The 15399-nt window shown below is 58.8% G+C and carries 13 protein-coding genes; 8 read left to right on the forward strand and 5 right to left on the reverse strand.

Annotated elements, in window-relative coordinates; translation table 11 throughout:
* Nucleotides 1–12: 12 nt before the first annotated feature.
* A complete protein-coding gene (locus ACLI4M_RS06090) occupies nt 13–2145 on the reverse strand; it encodes a putative bifunctional diguanylate cyclase/phosphodiesterase (RefSeq protein ID WP_133622726.1) in 2133 nt (710 codons plus the stop codon).
* A gap of 553 nt (nt 2146–2698) precedes the next feature.
* On the opposite strand from ACLI4M_RS06090, the gene ACLI4M_RS06095 reads away from it, so the two are divergent.
* The 5 genes from ACLI4M_RS06095 to ACLI4M_RS06115 are packed head-to-tail and all read left to right on the forward strand — an operon-like array spanning nt 2699 to nt 7957.
* Entirely contained in the window at nt 2699–3265 is a 567-nt protein-coding gene (locus tag ACLI4M_RS06095; protein WP_133622725.1) for a spore coat protein U domain-containing protein, read from the forward strand.
* Between the two features lie 20 nt (nt 3266–3285).
* Nucleotides 3286–3813 (forward strand): Csu type fimbrial protein, encoded by a 528-nt coding sequence (locus ACLI4M_RS06100; protein WP_133622724.1) that lies wholly within the window; start codon nt 3286–3288, stop codon nt 3811–3813.
* Nucleotides 3814–3836: 23 nt separating this feature from the next.
* Complete coding sequence (locus ACLI4M_RS06105) at nt 3837–4556, forward strand: fimbrial biogenesis chaperone (RefSeq protein ID WP_133622723.1); 720 nt, start codon at nt 3837–3839, stop codon at nt 4554–4556.
* A gap of 3 nt (nt 4557–4559) precedes the next feature.
* Entirely contained in the window at nt 4560–6980 is a 2421-nt protein-coding gene (locus ACLI4M_RS06110; protein ID WP_133622722.1) for a fimbria/pilus outer membrane usher protein, read from the forward strand.
* Complete coding sequence (locus ACLI4M_RS06115) at nt 6977–7957, forward strand: Csu type fimbrial protein (RefSeq protein ID WP_133622721.1); 981 nt, start codon at nt 6977–6979, stop codon at nt 7955–7957. The genes ACLI4M_RS06110 and ACLI4M_RS06115 overlap by 4 nt, the downstream gene beginning before the upstream one ends.
* Here the strand turns inward: ACLI4M_RS06115 and ACLI4M_RS06120 are convergent.
* Nucleotides 7954–8847, reverse strand: a complete 894-nt coding sequence (locus ACLI4M_RS06120; RefSeq protein WP_048914607.1) for an SDR family oxidoreductase — start codon at nt 8845–8847, stop codon at nt 7954–7956. The two genes, ACLI4M_RS06115 and ACLI4M_RS06120, sit on opposite strands and share 4 nt — an antisense overlap.
* Nucleotides 8848–9186: 339 nt before the next feature.
* Between ACLI4M_RS06120 and ACLI4M_RS06125 the strand changes: the two genes are divergently transcribed.
* Nucleotides 9187–10488, forward strand: coding sequence for an MFS transporter (locus tag ACLI4M_RS06125; protein ID WP_133622720.1), 1302 nt, complete (start codon nt 9187–9189; stop codon nt 10486–10488).
* A 482-nt stretch (nt 10489–10970) separates the two neighbouring features.
* Here ACLI4M_RS06125 and exbD read toward each other — a convergent pair whose 3' ends face one another.
* Both exbD and exbB read right to left on the reverse strand, forming a co-directional pair.
* The gene (gene exbD / locus ACLI4M_RS06130) at nt 10971–11393 is read right to left on the reverse strand and encodes a TonB system transport protein ExbD (RefSeq protein WP_099753685.1); all 423 of its coding nucleotides are present in this window, start codon (nt 11391–11393) and stop codon (nt 10971–10973) included.
* Nucleotides 11394–11398: 5 nt separating this feature from the next.
* Complete coding sequence (gene exbB / locus ACLI4M_RS06135; RefSeq protein ID WP_099753684.1) at nt 11399–12127, reverse strand: tol-pal system-associated acyl-CoA thioesterase; 729 nt, start codon at nt 12125–12127, stop codon at nt 11399–11401.
* A 248-nt stretch (nt 12128–12375) separates the two neighbouring features.
* On the opposite strand from exbB, the gene metC reads away from it, so the two are divergent.
* Together metC and ACLI4M_RS06145 are read left to right on the forward strand one after the other, a co-directional pair.
* Entirely contained in the window at nt 12376–13593 is a 1218-nt protein-coding gene (gene metC, locus ACLI4M_RS06140; protein ID WP_133622719.1) for a cystathionine beta-lyase, read from the forward strand.
* Nucleotides 13594–13810: 217 nt separating this feature from the next.
* Nucleotides 13811–14467, forward strand: a complete 657-nt coding sequence (locus tag ACLI4M_RS06145; RefSeq protein ID WP_048914602.1) for a DedA family protein — start codon at nt 13811–13813, stop codon at nt 14465–14467.
* 15 nt (nt 14468–14482) lie between these two features.
* Here the strand turns inward: ACLI4M_RS06145 and ACLI4M_RS06150 are convergent, their stop codons facing one another.
* Nucleotides 14483–15376, reverse strand: coding sequence for an AraC family transcriptional regulator (locus ACLI4M_RS06150; protein ID WP_048914601.1), 894 nt, complete (start codon nt 15374–15376; stop codon nt 14483–14485).
* Nucleotides 15377–15399 lie beyond the last annotated feature (23 nt).

Genomic DNA, 15399 nt, shown 5'->3' on the forward strand with positions numbered 1-15399 from the left:
ACCCCATACTCGCTAAACGGCGTCAGAGAGCGGTGCCACTACGCTCAGCTTTGGGGCGTTGGCCACCGGTGCTTCGACCCCTTCGCGCTCGACAAAATGTTTGAGATCCGGCACTTGATCCGGCGGAACAGGGCGACCCAGCAGGTATCCTTGCAGAGTGTTACAGCCCAACCCGGTCAGGAACTGCTGCTGCTCGGCGGTTTCCACTCCTTCGGCAACCACTTTCAGATTCAGGGTCTGTGCCAGGGCAACAATGGCGGTGACGATGGTGGCATCTTCCGTCTGCGCCTGCAGCTCATTGACAAAGGCACGGTCAATTTTCAACTCGCTGGCCGGCAGGCGCTTCAGGTACAGCAGGCTGGAGTAGCCGGTGCCGAAGTCGTCAATTGAGGCTTTCACCCCCAGCTCGGTCAGCTCGGTCAGAATGCGCACGCTCTCATCCGGGTCGCGCATGGCGGTGGTTTCCGTGACTTCCAGCGTCAGCAATTCCGGTGGGATGCGGTGCGTTTCCAGCGCATTGACCACCGTTTCCACCAGCCCTGCCTGCTCGAACTGCAGGGCGGAGAGGTTGACGGCCACCGACCAGTCGGTATTACCCTGCAGATGCCACTCGCGCAGCTGGCGACAGGCTTCATTAATGACCCAGTTGCCCATGGTAACGATCAGCCCGGTTTTCTCTGCCAGCGGCAGGAAGACGTCTGGCGCCAGCAGGCCACGCCGTGGATGCTGCCAGCGCAGCAGCGCTTCAAAGCCAATAATCGGCCCGCGTGGCGCACAGAACTTCGGTTGATAGAACAGACGCAGTTCGTTGTTATCCTTTGCCAGCCACAGGTCATTGATCAGCTGTAGCTGGTTCTGTGCGATGATGTTCATCGACGGCTGGAAAAAGCTGTGACCGTTGCGTCCGTTGTTTTTGGTGTGATACATCGCGGCATCGGCGTTAAACATCAGTTCACGCTCATCTATGCCGTCGCCCGGAAACACTGCGATACCAATACTGAGCGATACCACCAGCTCGTAGCGGGAAATATCAAACGGCCGCTCCACGGCTTTCACCAACGCATCCGCCACGGTAGCGGCATCGTTGGGATCCTCAATTTCAATCAGCAGCACAAATTCGTCACCGCCGAGGCGCGCCAGGGTGTGATGCCCCTGCACGATCTCTTTCATGCGTTCGGTCACGGCGATTAACAGGCTGTCGCCAATATGGTGGCCAAAGGCGTCATTGACCGCTTTAAAGCCGTCGAGATCCATAAACATCAGGGCGAATTTGGAGTTCTCGCGTGAAGCTTTATTGATCGCCTGGTCGAGGCGATCCTCCAACAGAATGCGGTTTGGCAGGCGGGTCAGGTTGTCGTGCAGCGCCAGCTGCGCCAGTTCGCGGTTGGCTTCCGCCAGCGAAGACGCCAGCACCGAGGTGCGGGCCTGCAGGCGCGCATCCAGCATCGACACCAGCAGCGTAATGCCGAGAATAGCCAGCGTCACCACCACCACCAGGATCGCCAGCCAGCTGCTGTTCACGCCAAGATGGGTGGCATGACTGCTGGCCGGGAAGCTGGCCGCCGCCATGCCGGTGTAGTGCATCCCGGCGATAGCAATCCCCATAATTAATGCCGCGCCGCTGCGCATCAGCGCCAGTCTGCCGGTGCCCCGGCGCAGATGGAATGCCAGCCACAGCGCGGCGCCGGAGGCACCCAGTGCGATCGCTACCGATAGCCAGATCCAGCGCCAGTCCCAGACAATCCCGGGGTTTACCATCAGCGCCGCCATGCCGGTGTAGTGCATCGCTACCACGCCGCTGCCCATCACAATCGCCCCGCCGCACAGCCGGTACCACGGCAGCTCACCGTAGCAGACGATCCACAGCGCAAAAATCGATGCGGCCACGGCGATCACCATCGACAACACCGTCAGGCTGACGCTATAGCTCATCACCATCGGCAGGCTCATCGCCAGCATGCCGATAAAGTGCATTGACCAGATCCCTACGCCCATGGCGAAGCCGCCACCGAGCAGCCAGACCAGCGCCACCTTGCCCGTTGAAGTTGCCACGCGCCCCGCCATATCCAGCGCGGTATAGGAGGCGAGGAACGCAACAATAAAAGAGACGATAACCAGTAATTGATCGTACGAACTCATGAGCATATGACAATCCCGACTGCTGTAGCCATTTTTGACTTTGTGTGTAAGTTACCCGGGGCCATTAAATTAATGGCCAGGCTGATGCTTAATTTATCGGCATAAACGCCCGGGTCTTTAGTACTGCCCTGGAAAGAGAAAAACTGAAGAAGTGCGGTTAAGGGGTAATCTGATATATCCCTATAATTTATATCGTTTAGTAAAACTCCGCTCTGCTGCTGAGAACATAGCATTGAGGCCAGTCATTCACCTAGACTCTCTTAGGATTATTCTTGAAAATTTTACCAGCCCAGTACCCGCGCGGGCTGCCAGCGCCTCACTTTAAAGCGTCAGACACATAAATAATATTTTCCGTTTCGCTTCACAGGCTTTCTCAGCCTGATCTATAGTAAGAGAAACTTGTGTTAACTTATTCATTCAAATAACAGATTGTTCCTCGCGTTATATTTTACCCACTAAAGGGTTTTTATTATTTATCCCGTTGCGCTTAGCCCTGCTAACGTCAATATTCCACCAGGCGAAAAAGCACGTTCATCTCTCTAATCAGTAAGGAATGGTTATGAAAATGAAGCTTTTTCTGCTGGGCTGCAGCCTGAGCTTTGGCGTCGTCAGTTCGGGATTCGCCGCCACCACGACAGGGACTATCGCGGCCAGACTGGTATTAACCACCGGCTGCCTGGTGAACGGTCAATCCGCCACCTCCGCCGTCAACTTTGGTACCCTCGACTTTGGTAGCAGCGCGGCGACGTTTGATACGCTGAATGCCACCCTGGTCGGTTCACTGGGTAACGGCATCTTCGTTCGCTGCACCACCGGGCAAACCTACAACGTCCAGCTCACCAGCAGCAACGCCGCCCCCGCCACCGTTTACGGGACGGTCACGGCGCAGCCGCGCTATCTGGTCAGCGCCACCAATGCCACCCAGGGTGTCGCTTACACGCTGTACGGCACCACCTCTTACACCACGCCGATTGCTAACAACACCAACCTGACCAATACCGGCACTGCCGACCCGGTCAACGGGGACAACTATCCGATTTATGGTCGGATTGCTGGCGGTGGCTATAACGCCGCTATTCCGGCTGGTACCTACACGGACACGATTAACGTCGCAGTGAATTACTGATTGCGGCAGCAAGGGAAGAGATGGTGTGGAAGCTGGTTCAAGGACTGGCGGGCGACGCTCGTCCGCTCATTCTCGTGCTGCTGGTTTACAGCGGTTGCGCAGCGTCATTGCCCACGCAAACCTTCCAGGTTACCGCTTCGATCGTTAACGGCTGCGTGGTCTCCGGCACCAATACCGGCGTGTTTGGCACGCTCGATTTCGGTACGCAGCCCGGCGTGGGGAGCGCCACGGCGAATGCTGCCTACGTGCAGAGCTCAACCATTGCCCTGGCCTGCACGCCGGGAACCACGCTCAGTATGAGCATCGACGGCGGCAGTAATTACACCACCACCCGCAATCTGAAGGTGGCTAACAATAGCAACCTGGTGGCGTACAACCTCTACACCAACGCCAGCCATACCACGGCGATCCCGGTGAATCAGAACGTGGCACTGACTTACAGCAATGCTAACAACATTACGCTGCCAATCTACGGGCAGCTTCAGCTGAGCGGCGTCAACCGCGCCGGGACCTACAGCGATACGCTGACGGTCACGTTGAGCTGGTAACAGCAGGGAAAAAAGGAGAAGTGATGACCAAATTCGCGCTTACAGGGCCGCTGCTGGCACTGTTACTGGGTGTTGTGTCCCCTACTGCCAGCGCCGGGAATTCCGTGCTGATTTGGCCGATCGACCCGAAGATCGCGCCGCAGGAGAAAGCCAGCGAACTGTGGCTGGAGAACCGGGGCGAGAGCACCACGCTGATGCAGGTCAGGGTGTTCAGCTGGCAGCAGATCAATGGCCAGGAGCAGTACCAGACTCAGCAGCAGGTGCTGGCCAGCCCGCCGCTGGTGAGGATTGAGCCAGGCAAGCGCCAGATGGTGCGCCTGATTAAGCAGACGCCGCCAGCGGGTGGCAAAGAGGCCGCCTACCGCGTGCTGCTGGATGAGATCCCGACCCCGCAGCAGGCGGGCGATAATCAGGCCGGGCTAAATTTCCAGATGCGCTATTCGGTGCCGCTCTTTGTCTATGGCGACGGGCTGACGCCGGAGAGCGCGCGCCCGCAGCTGAGCTGGCGCCTGGTGAATCAGGGCGGCAAGCAGGCGCTGGAGATCACCAATCGTGGCAGCGGTCATGCCCGCCTCAGCAACGTCTCGCTCGGCGGTCGCAGCCTCTCCAGCAGCCTGTTCGGCTATGTGCTGGCCGATGCCAGCAACACATTCCCGCTCAGCGTGCCGGTTTCCGGCGGGGCTGAGCTGAGCGCCGAGCTGGAGCATAAACAGAGTTGGCGTAGTACCCGCTCAGCACCATAGTCGATGAGCAGATGCCGTCGGGTGCCGGGCCGGCACTGCACACTGGCCGTTACTGGCCTGTTAAGCTGCCTGTCACCGCTGACCGGCAGCGCGGAAACCTATAGCTCGCTGCCGCCCCCGCCGAGCGCCGCTGCCAGCCAGCAGCAGCAAAATTATATGCTGGGGCTGGTGGTCAATGGCGAGGAGAGAGACCAGGTGGTGCCGGTGCAGTTTCAAAACGGCCACTATCTGCTGCGCGCCGCCGACCTGCAGCGGGCGGGTATTCCGACTGCGCGCATCACCGCCTCGATTATCGATGTTTCCGCTATGGATCAGGTGCAGGCGGAGTACGATCGCCAGCGGCAACGCATTCTGCTGACGGTGCCGTCCGAATGGCTGCCAAAGCAGACCTTTGGGGGTGCCGCGCAAAACGGCCCGCGCTATCCCGGTCGCAGCAGCAACGGCCTGCTGTTTAACTACGATGTTTACGCCAGCCAGACCACCGACGGCGGTACCCGCATGTCTGCCTGGAATGAGCTGCGCCTGTTCGGGAATGCTGGCCAGTTCTCCAGCAACGGGGTATATCAGCAACAGCTTACGGGTGACAGCGGCTACCTGCAGGATGGCTATCTGCGCTACGACACCTGGTGGGCGAATCAGGATGAAGAGCGGGCACTGAGCTGGCGCGTGGGGGATTTAATCACCGATTCGCTGGCGTGGAGCAGCAGCGTGCGCCTCGGCGGTATTCAGATTGCGCGTGACTTCTCGGTACGCCCTGACCTGGTCACTTATCCCCTCCCCTCATTTTCCGGCCAGGCGGCGGTCCCCTCGACCGTTGATCTGTTCGTCAACGGCTATAAGACCAGCAGTAACTCGGTACAGCCCGGCCCTTACTCGCTGACTAATATGCCGTTTGTCAACGGTGCCGGTAATGCGGTGGTGGTGACCACCGATGCCCAGGGGCGGCGGGTCAGCACCACCCTGCCGTTTTACGTGGCCAGCGATCTACTGAAAAGCGGCCTGTCTGACTTTTCCTTTTCCGCCGGGGCGCTGCGCCAGAATTACGGGCTGAAGAACTTCGACTACGGTTCTGCCGCCGGCAGCGGCTCTTATCGCTACGGGATCGCCGACTGGCTGACGCTGGAGACCCATGCCGAGGCGGCGCAGTCGCTGGCGCTTGGCGGGGCGGGCGTGCAGCTCAAAATGGGAGCCTGGGGGGTGGTGAACGGTGCCGTCACCCAGAGCCAGATGCAGGGCGACAGCGGCCGTCAGTACAGCTGGGGCTACCAGTACAACACCAGCCGCTTCAGCGTGGGAATGCAGCAAACCCGCCGTACCACCGGCTTTGGTAACCTTGCGCTGTATGGCGACCGTGAGAGCGGGGTGGCAACGGCAGAGACCTATACGCTGAGCCGCAGCAGCGCGCAATACAATGCCAGCGTGGCGCTCGATCGCTACGGCAGCCTCGGCGCGGCGCTGATTGATATCACCAGCGGCAGCGGCGATCGCACCCGCCTGCTCAACCTCTCCTGGAGCAAAAACCTGTGGGGCAATACCAGCCTGTACCTTTCCGCCAGTCGCGACCAGCAGGAGGGGAACTGGTCCGGTGCCGTTTCGCTGATGATCCCGTTCAGCGATCTGAGCAATGCCAGCATCAGCATGGAGCGCGATCGGCAGGGCGGCACCGCTGAACGGCTCTCCGTTTCGCGCGCGATGCCGACCGATGGCGGGATCGCTTACGATGCCTCCTGGGCGAATCAGAGCAGCGGCGGCAGCTATCGTCAGGGCAATCTGCGCTGGCGTAATCAGCAGTTTGAAACCTCGGCGGGCTTCTATGGCGATGATAATTACAGCACGGAATTTGCCGATCTCTCCGGTTCGCTGGTGCTGATGGATAACAGCGTATTTGCCGCAAATCAGGTGACGGACTCCTTCGTGCTGGTGAAAACCGACTACCCGAACGTCAACGTGCGCTATGAAAACCAGCTGATGGGAAAAACGAATAGCGACGGCTACCTGCTGGTTCCGGCCATCAGCTCATACTACCCGGCGAAATACGATATCGACACGCTTGACCTGCCTGCTGACATGGCGGCCAGCAGCGTCGAGCAGCGCTTCTCGGTGAAGCGCCAGAGCGGTTATCTGCTGCACTTCCCAATTGAGCCGCTGCGCGCCGCCAGCGTGATCCTGCATGACAGCAACGGCGAGCCGCTGCCGGTCTCAACCGTTATCAGCCGCGAGGGTCAGCAGAGCGGGTACGTTGGCTGGGACGGCATCACCTGGATGGAGAATCTGTCTGAACATAACCCCCTCCGCGCCGAAACCCCGGACGGACGCCACTGCGATACCGAACTGACGGTGCCGGGCGGGCGGCCAAAATCCCTCACCACTTACGGCCCGCTCACCTGTGTGCTCTCCCCGTTACCGACAGGAAATACCCGATGAAAAAACTGTTGCTGCTGTGTAGTTTTATCCTGCTGATGGGCGGTTCGCTTCCAGCCCTGGCGGCCTGTACCACCGCGCCGGTCAGCGCGGCCTTTGGCGGTGTCAGCTCGTTTACCGTCAATACGACGGCCAGCACGGTTTCTGCGCCCGGCACCCTCAACTGCGGCACCGGGGTGCTGGCGCTGCTGTCATCGGACAGCGTCACCGTGCAGTTAGTCAGCGCCACCAGCTCCACTGGCAATCGGGGCACGCTGCGCCTGAGCGATACCATCCCGGTGCAGCTGTGTACCGACTCCGCCTGCGCCACGGAGTTGGGCATTGGTGGCACCATCGTTACCTATAGCCGCAGCCAGCTGCTGGGGCTGAGTATCGGCACCGGCAACCAGGTAGTGTTCAGCCTGCCGTTCTTCCTGCGCACCGTGCCCGGCGCCGTGGTGGCGGCCGGCACCTACACCGTGACGCTCAACGTGCAGGTGGTGTACAGCGTCTGCACCGGGGTAGGCATTGGTGGCCTTTGCCTGCTCGGTTCGCAAAACAGCGGCACCACGACCCTGCCGCTGACCGCGACCATCGCCATTGCCAACGACTGCACCACCATTACTTCGCCTGCGGTGAACTTCGGCAGCGCCCCGCTGGTCAGCAGCTTTACCGGCGTCAGCCAGTCGATCAACGTGATCTGCACCAAGGGCAGTACCTACAGCGTGGGGATGAACAACGGGATCCATGCGGTGGGAGCGCAGCGCTACATGGCCAGCGGGACGAACCTGCTGGCCTATGAGATTTATAAAGGGTCGGGCACTGCCAGCCGTTGGGGGGGAACCGTGACTGCAGAACGCATGCAGAGCACGGCGGCTAACAGCGTCAGCACCGACGGGCTGACCCGCACCTTTAACTATAATGCTCAGGTGCTGACCAGCCAGGCAACGCCGGTAGCGGGGAGCTACAGCGATACCATTACGGTGGACTTGTCGTTCTAACCCAGGTGATTACCACCGGTGACGCCGTGTACTTCAGCGGTCACGTAGCTTGACTCCTGCGACGCCAGATAAACGTACACCGGCGCCAGTTCTGCAGGCTGTCCGGCACGTTTCATCGGCGTCTGCTGGCCGAATTCCGGGATCTTATCCTGCGTCTGACCGCCCGCAATCTGCAGCGCCGTCCAGATTGGACCCGGTGCCACGCAGTTCACGCGGATGCCTTTCTCAGCAATCTGCTTCGCCAGGCCGCGGGTGTAAGCCAGGATAGCCGCTTTGGTCGACGCATAGTCGAGCAGGTGTGCGCTGGGCTGATAGGCCTGAATCGACGAAGTGGTGATAATGCTGCTACCCGCCGGCAGATGCGGGATCGCTGCCTGGGTGATCCAGTAGAGCGAAAACACGTTGGTCTCGTAGGTTTTACGGAACTGCTCGGTGGTCAGGTCAGCAATGTTTTCTACCGCCACCTGCTTACCGGCCACCAGCGCCAGAATGTCCAGGCCGCCTAAATGCTCGCGCGCATCTTCCACCAGCTTCTTGCTGAACGCTTCATTGCTGATATCACCCGGCAGCAGCACCGCTTTTTGCCCGGCCTGCTCAATCAGTTTTGCCACTTCTTCGGCATCGCGCTGCTCGTCAGGCAGGTAGGAGAGCGCCACGTCCGCGCCTTCGCGGGCATAGGCAATGGCTGCCGCGCGGCCAATGCCGGAGTCGGCACCGGTCACCAGCGCTTTACGCCCCTGCAAACGGCCGCTGCCGCGATAGCTTTTTTCGCCGCAGTCCGGCACCGGCCGCATCTCAGCCTGCACGCCGGGCGCAGGCTGGCGCTGCTTGGGGAAGTCTTCCGCTGGATATTGCGTGAGAGGATTCTGCATTTCGTATTGGTCTGCCATGGTTCCTCCGCTTGGCGATATATTCATTTCGTTTCGTTCGGGGTTAAGCGTAGTCCACGCTCATCGGCTGTCGACGAGGGAAACATTAATATCGAGTATCGAACTGATTTCAGAGGAAAAAATGGCAAAAGTTAAATGCAATAAAATATAACTAAATATGAACAGCCCCCCTCAGGCGAATAATATCGACGCAAATGATGTGCAAATTTTAGCCAAAACTACCACTGTTAATTATTGGTTACTAATGTGAACATTTTGTAAGCCAGTAACAGTGATCGCCGTCACATTAAAACCCGCCCCGGCAGGCTAAAAACGAGGAAAAAACCCACAGGAAGTAACATGAGCAACTCAATGACAGGGACATCGCGGCAGGGCGGTGCCAGAACTATCTTCAACGTTACCAGCGGTAACTTCCTCGAAATGTACGACTTTATGGTGTTTGGCTACTATGCTACCGCCATCGCAAAAACCTTTTTCCCCGGAGATGACCCGTTTGCCTCACTGATGCTGACGCTGATGACCTTTGGCGCCGGCTTCCTGATGCGGCCGCTGGGGGCGATTATCCTCGGCTCTTATATTGACCGCCACGGCCGCCGTAAAGGGCTGCTGCTGACGCTGGGACTGATGGCGATCGGTACGCTGACCATTGCGGTGGTGCCCGGCTATGCCACGCTGGGCATGGCGGCGCCGGTGCTGATCCTGCTGGGCCGACTGCTGCAGGGCTTCTCGGCCGGGGTCGAGCTTGGCGGGGTTTCCGTTTATCTCTCTGAGATCGCGCCCAAGGGCAAGAAAGGCTTCTACGTCAGCTGGCAGTCCGGTAGTCAGCAGATTGCGGTGATCTTCGCCGCGCTGCTCGGCCTGCTGCTCAATCATCTGCTGGCAAAAGAAGCCGTTACCGACTGGGGCTGGCGTATTCCATTTGTGATTGGCTGCCTGATCGTGCCGTTCCTGTTCTGGATCCGTCGCATGCTGGAAGAGACCGAAGCCTTCAGCCAGCGTAAACATCACCCGAGCATGGGGCAGATTGTCCGTTCGGTTGGCCGCAACTGGGCGCTGGTGCTGGCAGGCATGCTGATGGTGGTCACCACTACGGTGATGTTCTATATGATCACCGCGTTCACCCCGACCTTTGGCAAAACGGTGCTAATGATGAGCGATAAAGAGAGCTTCTTTGTCACCCTGTGCATTGGTATTTCCAACCTGTTCTGGCTGCCAGTGATGGGGGCGCTTTCTGACCGCTATGGCCGCCGTCCGCTGCTGCTGATCTTTACTATCCTGATGATTATCACCGCCTGGCCGGTGCTGCACTGGCTGGTCGGTTCACCGAGCTTTGCCCACCTGCTGGAAGCCGAGCTGTGGCTCTCATTCCTGTACGGCAGCTATAACGGCGCCATGGTGGTGTATCTGGCGGAGGTGCGTGCCACCGGTTTCTCGCTGGCCTATAGCCTGGCGACAGCGCTCTTCGGCGGTTTTACTCCGGCGGTGTGCAGCTATCTGATCCATGTGACGGGAGATAAAGCGATGCCGGGCGTCTGGCTGACGTTTGCGGCAGTGTGCGGATTAATTGGGACGTTGATTATCAAACGGCTGGTGAAGCAGTATCAGGCAAGGCGCCTGATGGAGCCGGCAATTCAGGTATAACGCGATTATGACAAGGGCCGATCACAATACGATCGGCCCCTGCGATCCGGGCATGTAGGGGGCGACCACTGAGGGATCCCCACAAAAAATCGTTCTGAATTTTATCGCTGGATGAGAGGTGGCAGGTTTCAGGAGGGAGGGCTGCTTTCCGCACCGGCATCAATACATCCCTGTAGCCTGGCTCACGGCCATCCCTGGCCGTGGGCCTGCTGCAATCAGCCCTCCCTCCTTGCACCCAAAGCCGCAGCGTCGCGGTTTAAACCCACAGCGAGCACGATGATAGTGGGGGATGAGCTTGGCCTGAGGTAAGCCGGACGTCACGCGGCAGGGATGCCGCGTGCCGAGGCCCGCAGGGAGCGTCTTTTGCCGTTCCGGCGTGCTCAGGCTGAGCTCAGACCGGTTTGCGGACGTTTAGCGATGGAAGTTATTTCTGGGGAGACCTCAGGGGGCGACCACCGTTTTGGTCGACCCATTACACGGGATTATTTCCCGGCAGTTTCCATACCCATCAAACCAATCTTCAGATATCCCGCCTGACGCAGTTTATCCATCACGCCCATCAGCGTTGCGTAATCGACGGACTTATCGGCCTGGAAGAAAATCGTGGTGTCTTTCTTACCTTCGGTCTGTTTGGTCAGTGCATCGACCAGCGTCTCTTCGGTTACCGCATCATTGCCAATAAACAGCTGCTTGTCGGCTTTGATAGACAGATAAACCGGCTTTTCCGGGCGCGGCTGTGGCGCACTGGTGGAGGCAGGCAGATTGACGCGCACGTCAACGGTGGCAAGCGGCGCGGCGACCATAAAGATAATCAGCAGCACCAGCATGACGTCGATAAACGGCGTCACGTTGATTTCATGCATTTCACCGTTGTTATCGAGATCTTCGTTTAATCGCATTGCCATAGTGCTTAACCTACCCGCAGTTTCTGTGCGGGCTGAACGCGCGGTGCGCTGGCGGCGAGGTCAAGGTCGCGGCTCTGCAGCAGCAGAACCTGGGCGGCCAGGTCACCGAGAGAAGCTTTGTAGCTGCCAATGGTGCGGGCAAAGACGTTATAGATAACCACTGCAGGGATAGCAGCAATCAGGCCCACCGCCGTCGCCAGCAGCGCTTCCGCAATACCCGGCGCAACCACGGCGAGGTTAGTGGTCTGCGTATGAGCGATGCCGATAAAGCTGTTCATAATGCCCCACACGGTACCAAACAGACCGACGAACGGTGCGATAGCCCCGATGGTGGCAAGGAAACCGTTACCGCGACCGGCATGACGGCTGATGGCCGCGACGCGGCGCTCAAGGCGGAAACCGGTACGCTCTTTAATACCGTTGTTGTCATCAGAGCCTGCAGACAGCTCCAGCTCGTTTTCCGCTTCTTTTACCAGTAGCGTGCTCAGGCTAAAGCCTTTAAAACCGGCACAGGTCTGGCTGGCCTCTTCCAGCGAACGCACGTTGGCCAGCGCCAGCTGCTCGCGCTTAAGGCGCTTGCGTGCCGCGCTGAGTTCGATACTTTTGCTGAAGAAAATGGCCCAGGTGACAACCGATGCCAACAGGAGGCCAATCATCACCGCTTTCACCACGATGTCTGCATGCTGGTACATGCCCCAGACGGAAAGGTCCATCTGCATCAAATCATTTGTCACGCTGTGTCTCCAACGTCTAATAGCCGATAGCGGAAAAATTCAGTGCGGATCATACCAAAACAGCCGGGAATTGATAGTAGTTCTCATTACTATTTACAACTTAATGGACATTTTTTGCACATTTTTTTATCTCCCGCGCTGCGCTGTCGCAGCGATAATGAATTTTTATCACTTATCCGCAGGCTGCATACCGCGCGGCAGGCTGGCGTGTTAACGTTGAAACAGGGCAAAAAATCATACGGGTATTTATGAGCAGCAAAAAAATTGAAACCGCGCTGATCGCGGCCGGACGCGCTAAACGCTACACGCAAGGCTCGGTTAATCCGATTATCCAGCGCGCATCATCGCTGGTGTTTGATAGCGTGGCCGATAAAAAACGCGCCACCGCCGGGCGTGCCGACGGCGAACTCTTTTACGGGCGTCGTGGCACCCTCACCCACTTCTCCCTGCAGGAGGCGCTGACCGAGCTGGAAGGCGGCGCGGGCTGTGTGCTCTATCCCTGTGGTGCAGCGGCGGTAGCCAACGCTATCCTCGCCTTTGTCTGCGCGGGGGATAACGTGCTGATGAGCGGCAGCGTGTACGAGCCGACTCAGGATTTTTGCACAAAAATCCTCAGTAAAATGAATGTCACGACCACCTGGTTCGATCACAGCGCGGGCAGCGAAATCGCCGAGCTGGTGCAGCCCAATACGCGCGTGGTGTTCCTCGAATCTCCGGCTTCGATCACCATGGAAGTGCAGGACGTTCCAGCCATTGTCGCGGCGATCCGCAGCAAAGCGCCGGATGCGATCATCATGATCGACAACACCTGGGGTGCCGGGATCCTGTTCCGCGCACTGGACTTCGGGGTGGACATCTCGATCCAGGCCGGAACCAAATATCTGATCGGCCATTCGGATGCGATGATCGGCACCGCCGTCGCCAACGCGCGCTGCTGGGCGCAGCTGCGCGAGAATTCCTACCTGATGGGCCAGATGGTCGATGCCGACACCGCCTATATGACCAGCCGCGGCCTGCGCACGTTGGCAGTGCGCCTGCGTCAGCATGAAGAGAGCAGCATTCGCGTCGCCAACTGGCTGGCCGAACGCCCGGAAGTGGCGGTGGTCAACCACCCGGCGCTGCCACAGTGCAAAGGACATCAGTTCTGGCAGCGTGATTTCAGCGGCAGCAGCGGTCTGTTCTCCTTTGTACTGAAGGCGAAGCTGAGCCGCGAGCAGCTGGCACACTACCTCGACAACTTCAGCCATTTCAGCATGGCCTACTCGTGGGGCGGCTATGAGTCGCTGATTCTGGCGAACCAGCCGGAAGAGCTGGCGGCGATCCGTCCCGCGGGCGGCATTGATTTCAGCGGCACGCTGGTGCGCCTGCATATCGGGCTGGAAAACGTCGACGATCTGATTGACGACCTTGCTGTCGGGTTTGCACGCTTAAGCCAGTCATGCCCTAAAGCTTCAACAAAGTGTTAATAGCCTCCCGGCTTCGCGCCTTTGATCAAGGTGTTGAAGCGAAATTGCAGCTACAATGGACAGCGAAATTTCAATAGCCAAAATAATTGGCGTGACGGCAAGGCGGCAAGTACGCGCATCCCCGGGAGCTTACAGAAGTCAGTCACCTGGGTGTTCGTACGCAGCTAATGCAGCTGTGGCGTCAAGTATCAAGGCTATGCAGGTTACGGGATAACTAATGGGTGTATTACACGAGATTGTTCAGGCGCTGTGGCATCAGGATTTCGCCGCGCTGGCCAATCCGGACGTGATTTGGATTGTGTACGGAATTATGTTTCTGACGCTGCTGCTGGAAAACGGCTTGCTGCCCGCGGCGTTTCTGCCCGGTGACAGCCTGCTGCTGCTGGCAGGGGCGATGATCGCCAAAGGGGCGATGGCATTTATCCCCACGCTGCTGATCCTGACTACCGCTGCCAGCCTCGGCTGCTGGTTGGGTTATCTGCAGGGGCGCTGGCTGGGCAACACCAAAATGGTTCAGGGCTGGCTTATGCACCTGCCCGCTCAGTATCACCAGCGGGCATGGAACCTGTTCAACCGCCACGGCCTGATGGCGCTGCTGGTCGGCCGCTTCCTGGCTTTTGTCCGTACCATATTGCCCACCCTTGCCGGGATTGCCGGATTAAAGAACACCCGTTTCCAGCTGTTCAACTGGCTGAGCGGTCTGCTGTGGGTGCTGATTCTGGTGGGATTCGGCTATGCCATTAGCCAGGTACCGTTTATTAAACGCCATGAAGACCAGGTGATGGCCTGCCTGATGGTGCTGCCGCTGGTGATGCTCTCCATCGGTCTTATTGGCAGTATTGCGCTGGTGATGCGCAGAAAAAAAGCCCGGTGAATCCGGGCTTTTTGCTTAACCGCTCTGGCGCATGCGCGTCATCTCTTCGCCCGGCGTCACGCCAAAATAGCGCTTAAACTCGCGGGAAAACTGCGATGCGCTCTCATAACCGACCTTCATCGCCGCCACGCTGGCCTTCATCCCTTCCTGTAACATCATCATGCGCGCCTGGTGCAGGCGGTAACTTTTCAGATACTGCAACGGCGAGGTGCTGGTCACCGCCTTGAAGTTGTGGTGGAACGCGGAGACGCTCATATTCGCCTCCGCCGCCAGCAGATCCACGCTCAGGCTGTCGGTGAAATGGTGCTCGATGCGCCGCAGCGCCCTGGCTATCTGGCTGAACTGCGTCTGGCGGCTCACCAGCGCCAGCAGCGCACCGCCGCACGGCCCCTGCAGGACGTGGTAGAGAATTTCGCGCACGATCTGCGGCCCGAGCACGCGGGCATCGCGCGGGTCTTTCATCACGTCCAGCAGCCGCTCGGTGGCGCACAGCATCTCTTCCGTCAGCAGCGCCGAGTGGATGCCGCGGGTTTGCGGCTCCGGGTGGAAACCGTCGTCATCGCCAATGTCGATCAGCAGATCCTGTAGCTTCAGCGCATCAACGCGCAGCGATAGCCCGGCCAGCGGCGCTTCCGGCGTGGCAAAGGTTTCGCATTCGAACGGCAGCGGCACGGTAAGCATCAGATATTTGGTGGCGTCATAGCTGAACACGCTGCTGCCAAGGTAGCCGGTTTTCTGCCCCTGAAACAGGATGACAATGGCAGGCTGGTACATCACCGGCTGGCGCGCCCAGTGCTGGTCGGCATAGATCAGGCTGATGCCCGGCACCGGGGCAACGCGGGTTTTATCCTGCGTAACCAGCCCAATAACCTGTTGCGCCAGTCGGGCGCAGATTGCCTTACGATCCATAGAGGTTCCCGCTGCTGAAAAAA

Origin of the sequence: Erwinia sp. LJJL01 (assembly GCF_047300805.2) — a bacterium.
GTDB classification, from domain to species: Bacteria; Pseudomonadota; Gammaproteobacteria; order Enterobacterales; family Enterobacteriaceae; genus Erwinia; species Erwinia aphidicola.

Coding starts and splice junctions, on each gene's coding strand:
- ACLI4M_RS06100 (WP_133622724.1), top strand. CDS start 3,286: ATGGTGTGGAAGCTGGTTCAAGGACTGGCGGGCGACGCTCGTCCGCTC.
- exbD (WP_099753685.1), bottom strand. CDS start 11,393: ATGGCAATGCGATTAAACGAAGATCTCGATAACAACGGTGAAATGCAT.
- ACLI4M_RS06145 (WP_048914602.1), top strand. CDS start 13,811: ATGGGTGTATTACACGAGATTGTTCAGGCGCTGTGGCATCAGGATTTC.
- ACLI4M_RS06150 (WP_048914601.1), bottom strand. CDS start 15,376: ATGGATCGTAAGGCAATCTGCGCCCGACTGGCGCAACAGGTTATTGGG.
- ACLI4M_RS06095 (WP_133622725.1), top strand. CDS start 2,699: ATGAAAATGAAGCTTTTTCTGCTGGGCTGCAGCCTGAGCTTTGGCGTC.
- ACLI4M_RS06090 (WP_133622726.1), bottom strand. CDS start 2,145: ATGCTCATGAGTTCGTACGATCAATTACTGGTTATCGTCTCTTTTATT.
- ACLI4M_RS06125 (WP_133622720.1), top strand. CDS start 9,187: ATGAGCAACTCAATGACAGGGACATCGCGGCAGGGCGGTGCCAGAACT.
- ACLI4M_RS06115 (WP_133622721.1), top strand. CDS start 6,977: ATGAAAAAACTGTTGCTGCTGTGTAGTTTTATCCTGCTGATGGGCGGT.
- ACLI4M_RS06120 (WP_048914607.1), bottom strand. CDS start 8,847: ATGGCAGACCAATACGAAATGCAGAATCCTCTCACGCAATATCCAGCG.
- ACLI4M_RS06105 (WP_133622723.1), top strand. CDS start 3,837: ATGACCAAATTCGCGCTTACAGGGCCGCTGCTGGCACTGTTACTGGGT.
- ACLI4M_RS06110 (WP_133622722.1), top strand. CDS start 4,560: ATGAGCAGATGCCGTCGGGTGCCGGGCCGGCACTGCACACTGGCCGTT.
- metC (WP_133622719.1), top strand. CDS start 12,376: ATGAGCAGCAAAAAAATTGAAACCGCGCTGATCGCGGCCGGACGCGCT.